This window comes from uncultured Maricaulis sp. (genome assembly GCF_963976135.1).
Lineage (GTDB): Bacteria > Pseudomonadota > Alphaproteobacteria > Caulobacterales > Maricaulaceae > Maricaulis.
The window spans coordinates 1-7,345 of the sequence record NZ_CAXBKN010000116.1 but is presented as its reverse complement, the minus strand read 5'-3'; the positions used below and the strand labels follow the sequence as shown (position 1 = coordinate 7,345).

General features: G+C 64.5%; 7 protein-coding genes. 3 read left to right on the top strand and 4 right to left on the bottom strand.

Annotated elements, in window-relative coordinates; translation table 11 throughout:
- Positions 1 to 229: 229 nt before the first annotated feature.
- On the bottom strand, positions 230 to 826 hold the full coding sequence (locus tag AAC023_RS12845) for a TetR/AcrR family transcriptional regulator (protein ID WP_339741593.1): 597 nt from the start codon (positions 824 to 826) through the stop codon (positions 230 to 232).
- 104 nt (positions 827 to 930) lie between these two features.
- On the opposite strand from AAC023_RS12845, the gene AAC023_RS12840 reads away from it, so the two are divergent.
- Together AAC023_RS12840 and AAC023_RS12835 are read left to right on the top strand one after the other, a co-directional pair.
- Positions 931 to 1,809, top strand: coding sequence for an NAD(P)H-binding protein (locus tag AAC023_RS12840; RefSeq protein ID WP_339741592.1), 879 nt, complete (start codon positions 931 to 933; stop codon positions 1,807 to 1,809).
- A 28-nt stretch (positions 1,810 to 1,837) separates the two neighbouring features.
- A complete protein-coding gene (locus AAC023_RS12835; protein WP_339741591.1) occupies positions 1,838 to 2,326 on the top strand; it encodes an anthrone oxygenase family protein in 489 nt (162 codons plus the stop codon).
- Between the two features lie 7 nt (positions 2,327 to 2,333).
- Here AAC023_RS12835 and hslV read toward each other — a convergent pair whose 3' ends face one another.
- From hslV to AAC023_RS12820, 3 genes are all read right to left on the bottom strand, one after another.
- Positions 2,334 to 2,897 (bottom strand): ATP-dependent protease subunit HslV, encoded by a 564-nt coding sequence (hslV, locus tag AAC023_RS12830; protein WP_339741590.1) that lies wholly within the window; start codon positions 2,895 to 2,897, stop codon positions 2,334 to 2,336.
- A gap of 97 nt (positions 2,898 to 2,994) precedes the next feature.
- Positions 2,995 to 5,055: an EAL domain-containing protein gene (locus AAC023_RS12825; RefSeq protein WP_339741594.1), complete on the bottom strand. Its 2,061-nt coding sequence runs from the start codon at positions 5,053 to 5,055 to the stop codon at positions 2,995 to 2,997.
- A gap of 201 nt (positions 5,056 to 5,256) precedes the next feature.
- Complete coding sequence (locus AAC023_RS12820; protein ID WP_339741589.1) at positions 5,257 to 6,264, bottom strand: adenosine kinase; 1,008 nt, start codon at positions 6,262 to 6,264, stop codon at positions 5,257 to 5,259.
- A 196-nt stretch (positions 6,265 to 6,460) separates the two neighbouring features.
- On the opposite strand from AAC023_RS12820, the gene AAC023_RS12815 reads away from it, so the two are divergent.
- Positions 6,461 to 7,342 (top strand): hypothetical protein, encoded by an 882-nt coding sequence (locus AAC023_RS12815; protein WP_339741588.1) that lies wholly within the window; start codon positions 6,461 to 6,463, stop codon positions 7,340 to 7,342.
- Positions 7,343 to 7,345 lie beyond the last annotated feature (3 nt).

Sequence of the window (7,345 nt, the reverse complement as noted above, 5' to 3'; positions counted from 1 at the left end):
TCGGCTGGTGCGGCGGCCGGTGCGGCCGGAGCGCTGGCCTCGGGCGCGTTGCAGCCGGCCAGGACGAGTGCGGCGCCGAGGCCGAGCAGTGATGTCTTGAGCAGATGAGTCATGGCAATATCGGCGACCGGAACGGCGCCCCCCCTTGTGTGAAATCCAGTGTCGGCGCGGACGCTATCACTTCAATCGCGCCCGCGGGAAAAAATAGGCCCGGACAAGGGGTCGGGCTTTAGCCGGGATGGCCCGCCACCAGCGCTGCGCGCGCGACGCGCTGCATCCCGGCGACATAATCAGCCTGGCTCCAGCCGCAATCGCTGACGAGATGCTCCCAGTTGCGCACCGAGAGCAGGGTCCAGAGCAGGTCTGTGGCGCGGGTTTCCGTGAGGCCGGGCTGTAGCGCCCTGTCGCGGGCCAGGGCCTGGATGGCGGCGGCGCAGCCCTGGCGCATGGCGGCCATGCGGTCGTCCCAGGCGGCGCGGGCGGCCTCGTCGCTCTCGGCCATCGCCATCAGGGCGCGGCCGACGCCATGGATCACCGGGATGTAATCGCCCCAGGCCTGGATATAGGCGTCGAGCCGGGCGGTGCCGCTGGTGGCGGCGCGGCTGGCGGCGAGGCGGCCGTCAACGCCGGAGGCCTCGTCGATGAAGCGGGTAGCGGCGATCAGCAGTCCGGCACGATTGGGGAAATGGAGATAGACCGCCTGGCGGCTGACCCCGGCCGCGCGGGCGATATCGCTCATCCGCGCCTGCGCGTCGGGACCCTGCTGCAGCAAGTCACTGCAGGCCTTGAGGATGCGGGCGCGGGTCTCGTCACCGGTCTTGCTCATTTTTCGGTCCGTCGTTTCTGGCTTGACACGGTGTCAAGTTAGCGCATATAGCGGCGATGTAAACTTTACACCGTGTCAAGAAAACAGCGAAACAGGAGAGCATCATGTTCGATCGCAAGACCGCCAAGCCCGCCGCCAGCCGGCATCCCGTCAATCAGAACGGCCTCATCCTGGTGGTCGGCGCCACTGGCAAGACCGGGCGCCGCGTTGCCGAGGGGCTGATGCGCATGGGTCATGCCGTGCGTCTGGCCTCGCGCAATGCCGCCGCGTCCTTCGACTGGGACAAGCCGGCCGGCTGGGCCGCCGTGCTGACCGGGGTGAGCGCCGTCTATCTCACCTTTGCCCCCGATCTTGCCGTGCCCGGCGCGACCGAGGCGATCACCGCCTTTGTCGGCATGGCGAAGACCGCCGGTGTCGGCCGGATCGTCCTGCTGTCGGGGCGCGGCGAGGACGAGGCCCAGGCCGCCGAGCGCATCGTGCAGGCGTCGGGCATGGACTGGACCATCGTGCGCGCCAGCTGGTTCAACCAGAATTTCACCGAGGGCGAATTCGTCCACATGGTCCAGGCCGGCGAGATCGCCCTGCCGGCCGGCGATGCGCTCGAACCCTTCGTCGACGCCAATGATATTGCCGAGGTCGCGATTGCGGCCTTGACCCAGGCGGGTCATGCCAGCGAGGTCTATGACGTGACCGGGCCGCGACTGATGAGTTTCGCCGCCGCTGCCGCCGAGATCAGCGCCGCGACAGGCCGCGCCGTGCGCTTTGTCGACATCCCGCACGAGGCCTTCATCGACGCCCTGGTGCAGTCCGGCGCACCTGAAGGCATGGTCTGGTTGCTGGACTATCTCTTTGCCACCGTGCTCGACGGCCGCAATGCCCGGCTGGGTGACGGAGTCGAACGGGCGCTGGGGCGCAAGCCGGTCGATTTCCTCGACTTTGCCCATGACGCCGCCGGCAGTGGCGCCTGGTCGCTGGCCGCCTGAAGCGGCTCATCCGCCCAGGGAGGGCATCATGATCACCAATCTTCTCGTTCTCGCCTGTCTTTCGATCGCGCTGGTCAGCGCGGTCGTCGGCGGCGTATTCCTTTCATTCTCCGATTTCATCATGCGCGGTCTGGCACTGGCCCGCCCTGCTGGCGGGATCGAAGCGATGCAGCAGATCAATCGCACGGTCCTGCGCTCGATCTTCCTGACGGCCTTTGTCCTGTTGCTGCCAGCCGTTTATGGCCTCGCCGCCTATGCTCTGATCCGGCTGAGTGGCCCGGGCCAGTCGCTGATCTATCTCGGTGCCGGGCTCTATCTGGTGACGGTCTTTCTCGTCACGGCATTCGGCAATGTGCCGATGAACAAGCGCCTGGACGCATTCGACCCGGGCGATGAGGCGGCGGAGCTCTACTGGTCGGATTATGTCCGGCGCTGGACCGGCCTCAATCACTGGCGTACGGCCGGATCGCTGGCGACCTCCATCTGTTTTCTGGCCGCGGCGCGGGAGCTGGTCTGAGCAGGCGCTATTCCGCCGTCAGCGTCTCGATGGTGAGATTTTCATTGGTGTAGATACAGATCTCGGCCGCGATCGCCATCGCCTTGCGGGTGATGATTTCCGGGTCAGGCTCGTAATCGAGCAGGGCGCGGGCCGCCGAGCTGGCATAATTGCCGCCGGAGCCGACAGCGACGACGCCGTGTTCCGGTTCCAGCACATCGCCGGCCCCGGTCAGAACGAAGGTGGCGGTCGTGTCGGCGACGATCAGCATGGCGTCGAGCTTGCGCAGGTAACGGTCGGTGCGCCAGTCCTTGGCCAGCTCGACACAGGCGCGGGCGAGCTGTGAGGGATATTGCTCGAGCTTGGCCTCGAGGCGCTCGAACAGGGCGAAGGCGTCGGCGGTGGAGCCGGCAAAACCGGCGACGACCTTGCCGTCAGCAAGACGGCGGACCTTCCTGGCATTGCCCTTCATCACCGTCGGGCCGAAGGAGACCTGGCCATCGCCGGCGATGACCACGGTCTTGCCCTTGCGCACGGCGAGGATGGTGGTGCCGCGCCATTGGGTCGCGTCGGTCGTTGATGGGTTGGGCATTGCGCTCTCCACTCTGTGCACACACAGATGTGGCCGCAGTGGCGGCTGCGATCAAGCCCTCAGACCATGCGGGCGCCGGCCCGGCTGGTCTGTCAGACTATTCAGCCACCGCACGAAGGGCGGAACCGCCTTGCGTGTATTCGACGAAATCGCTGGCCGGCATCGGACGCGCAAACAGGAAGCCCTGGGCCAGGGTGGCGCCCTCGGCCCGCAGCATTTCAAACTGTTCCTGGGTCTCGACGCCCTCAGCGACGGTTTCCAGCTTCAGCGCCTTGGCCATGGCCAGAATGGTCTCGACGACGATGCGGGCATGCGGATCGGTGGTCATGTCGCGCACAAAGCTCTGGTCGATCTTGAACACGTCAAACGGCATGCGGGTCAGATAGGAGAGCGAGGAATGGCCGGTGCCGAAATCATCAATGGCGAAATTGACGCCGCGATCGCGCAGGGGCTGAACCTGGACGATGGCGCGCTCGGGGTTTTCCATCGCGATCGACTCGGTGAGTTCCAGTTCGAGCAGGTGTGGCGGCAGGTCGGCCAGTTCCAGCGCGTGCAGCACGGATTCGGCGAAGCCTTCACGTTCGAACTGCATGGCCGAGACATTGACGGCGACGGGAATTTCAATCCCCAGCGTGCGCCAGCGGGCCCCTTCACGGCAGGCAGCGCGCAAGACCCAGTCGCCGATCTCGCCGATCAGGCCACATTCCTCGGCGGCCTCGATGAAGGCGCCTGGCGATAACAGACCCGCGGTGGGATGCTGCCAGCGCACCAGTGCCTCGGCTCCGGCGACGATGCCCGTCTTCATGTCGATCTTGGGCTGATAGAAGACGACCAGCTGATCCTGATGCACCGCATCGCGCAGCTCGTTTTCCAGCACCAGGCGTTCAAAGGCTGACTGATTCATCGCCGGTTCGAAGAAACGGGCCGCAGAGCCCCCGTCGCGCTTGGCGTGGGCCATGGCGAGGTCGGCATGGCGGATCAGGGATTCCGGGTCGGCCCCGTCCTGCGGGAAGACGGCAATGCCGATCGAGACGCCCAGGAAGACCTGGTGACCCGAGATTTCAAACGGCAGACGAATGGCGTCGACCAGCTTGTTGGCAATCCGGGCCGCGTCTGCCGGCTCGTCGATCTCGGGCAGGAGGACGGTAAATTCATCGCCACCCAGACGGGCAACCAGGCTCGGTTCGCCATCGCCGCCAGCGGCAAGGTCGCAGCCGCGTGTCACTTCCGACAGGCGCCGCGCGACCATTTCGAGCATGCGGTCGCCTTCGCCTATGCCCAGGCTGTCATTGACGCGCTTGAACCGGTCGAGATCAAGAAAGAGTACAGCACCGGTTTCGCCATCTTCCAGCGCCTTGCGCGAAACCCGTTCGGTTTCCTTGCGGAAGCGCTCACGATTGGGGAGCTCGGTGACGAGGTCGACATAGGCGAGGCGGTGGATGCGTTTGAGATTGCCGTCGAGGCGCGCAAACATGCGGTTGAAGGCATTGGCGAGCACTTCCAGCTCATCGCCTGTATGGACGTCGATGCGCATGTCGAGGGTTTTCGACGAGGCCAGCCGTGCGGCATCGGTCAGTGTCTGCACCGGTTTCAGCGCCCGGCCGACAATCAGGGCCGCCAGCGGCAGGAAAATCCCCAGAGCAAACAGGGCAATGAAGGTCTGGCGCCGTAGCGCGGCATTGCGCGACCGGATCAGCTCGGTGAGCTCCTGGCTGGCATAGACAACACCGACCAGGCGGCGGCTCTCGGTATAGACGGGCACGGCGACCTGCAGGGTCGCAGCGTTCAGCGCGGCGCGGCGATCGCCGGCGCCCAGCGCCATGACGGCAAGATCAGACTGCGACAGGTGTTCGGGCGCTTCGCCCTCGGGATAGGCGCTGCCGAGGACTTCGCGGCGATTATTCAGGGCATAAACCTCGGACAGGTCGAGCGAGGCCAGCATTTCAGTGAGATAGCGCTGGACGAATTCAGTATCATTGCTGGCGATGGCGCCGGCAATCCGGTCCGTCGTCGACTGCAGGCGCGCGATCGAGCTCTCCGCGAGTAGATTGCGGGTCTCCCGCTGGGCCGCGATGTTCTCCAGCGTCATCAGCATCAATGTGGTCGCAAAAATCAGCATGCCGGTGAGAAGCGTGAACTTCATCACCAGAGATCGCATCACTCGCGATATCGCCTTGCGGATAGGTGCCATGTCTGCCCCTGATCGCGACCCTTTCGGATCGCGCCTACACCATCAAAACCTCTGGCAGGACGGAAAGCCGGCCAGTTCTCACGATGCAGGATGGGGGCAACCACTTGAATTGTGGTTAAAATGCCGGACAATTTTCATTAAGAATTGAATCGAATTTGCGGCCAGGCCTTACTCAAAAGGGATCCCGGCGTCCTCGGCGAGTGTTTTAAGACTGCATTCGGGGCGCGCGCCGAAGTGAGAAATGATTTCAGCGGCGCAAATCGCCCCCATCCGGCCGGATTCCGCAAGGCTTCTATCCTGTGCCAGGCCGAGCAGGAAGCCGGCGGCAAACAGGTCGCCCGCGCCTGTCGTGTCGACCAATTCCGAGACTGGTTCGGCCTTGATGGTGACGGTTTCCTTGTCACGCAACAAGACGGCGCCCTTGTCACTTCGCGTCACGGCGGCGATGGCGACATCGCGGCGGCACATTTCGATGGCGAGGTCGAAATCCTCGGTTTCGTAGAGCGCCGTGATTTCCGCCTCATTGGCGAGCAGAATATCGATATGATTGGCGACGAGATGGCGGAAGGCGGCGCGGTGGCGCGCAACGCAGAATGTATCCGACAGGGTCAGCGCCGTCTTGCGGCCAGCGGCGGCGGCGAGCTCGGCGGCGCGCACATAGGCGCGCTTGGCCTCTTCACGATCAAACAGATAGCCCTCCAGATAGACAATGCTCGAAGCGCGAAGCGCGTCGGCACCGGCCTCGACATCATCCTCGGTCACCAGGGCTGCGGCGCCCAGGAAAGTCGACATTGAACGGCCGGCATCGGGGGTCACATTGATGAGACAGCGCGCGGTCGCCGGACCGCCCTTCAGCGGTGTCGAGGCGAAGTCGACACCGATGGCGCGGATATCATGGCTGAAGATCTCGCCCAGCTGGTCATCAGCGACCTTGCCGATATAGGCGGCGCGGCCACCGAGCGAAGCGATCCCGGCGACGGTATTGGCGGCCGATCCGCCGGAGGCTTCCTTGCCGGGCTGCATACGCTCATAGAGGGTGCGGGCGCGCTCTTCATCGATCAGCGTCATGGCGTCGCGCGCAATACCCTCGTCGGCGAGGAAGGCGTCGGTGGCCGGCGACAACACGTCGACAATGGCATTTCCAACGGCAAGAACGTCAAAGCGGGTCGCGGTCATGGCGGGTCTCTCGATCATTAAGGTTAAGCCCGGCTGGGCTGGCGGGCTGCCTCTCGGCCTGGATGTGGGTTAACCCTGACCGCGCCATACAGCAAGACTTGCGGGCATTGACGCGCCGCAAGTTTTCCCCGCCTGCCCCGTTTCCGATCCGCAAAACCGGTTTCCAGCCTGGCGATAAATGCTTATGCAGCGCCGCATGAAACATGTCGCCTTTCTCTCCGCCGCCTGCATGCTCAAGGACAATCCCGAGGCCCGCAAGGATTACTGGGAATATGATCTCGAGATCTCCGCCCTGGCACCAGCCTGCCGGGACGCCGGGATAGAGCTGGTGACGCGTATCTGGGATGATCCGGACTTTGACGCCTCGCAATATGATGCCGCCGTGATCGGCACCTGCTGGGATTACATGCAAAAGCCCGCGGCTTTCGAGGCGGCTCTGGAAGCCATGGCCGGCAAGACGCGCCTGCTCAATCCGTTCGAGACCTTCCGCTGGAACCAGCGCAAGACCTATCTCAAGGATCTGGCGGCGCGCGGCGCCCCGATGATCCCGACCCTGTGGGCCGATCGCGCCGATGCGGCGACAATCGCCGGTGCTTTCGATGCGCTGGGCAGTGATGACATCGTCGTCAAGCCTGTGCTCGGCGGCGGCGCCTGGCGCCAGGCGCGGATCCGGCGCGGCGAAGCCCTGCCAGCCCCGGAAATGCTGCCAATCGCCGAATGCATGGTCCAGCCTTTTCTGCCAGCCGTGTCGCAGGAGGGCGAATACGCCTTTCTTTTCTTCGGCCGCGAGTTTTCCCATTGCGCCCGCAAGCTTCCGGCGGCGGGCGATTATCGCGTTCAGTCGGAATATGGCGGGCGTGAGGAAATCCATCACCCGACGGCGGATGAGCTGGCGCTGGCTCGCTCGGTGCTGGAGTGTGTCGAGGGCGATTTGCTCTATGCGCGTGTTGACATGCTGCGCGGCCTCGATGGCCGGCTGGCCCTGATCGAGCTGGAATTGATCGAACCCTATCTCTATCCCGAACAGGGCCCGGATATGGGCGCTGCCTTTGCGCGGGCGCTCAAGGCGCTGATTTAGCCG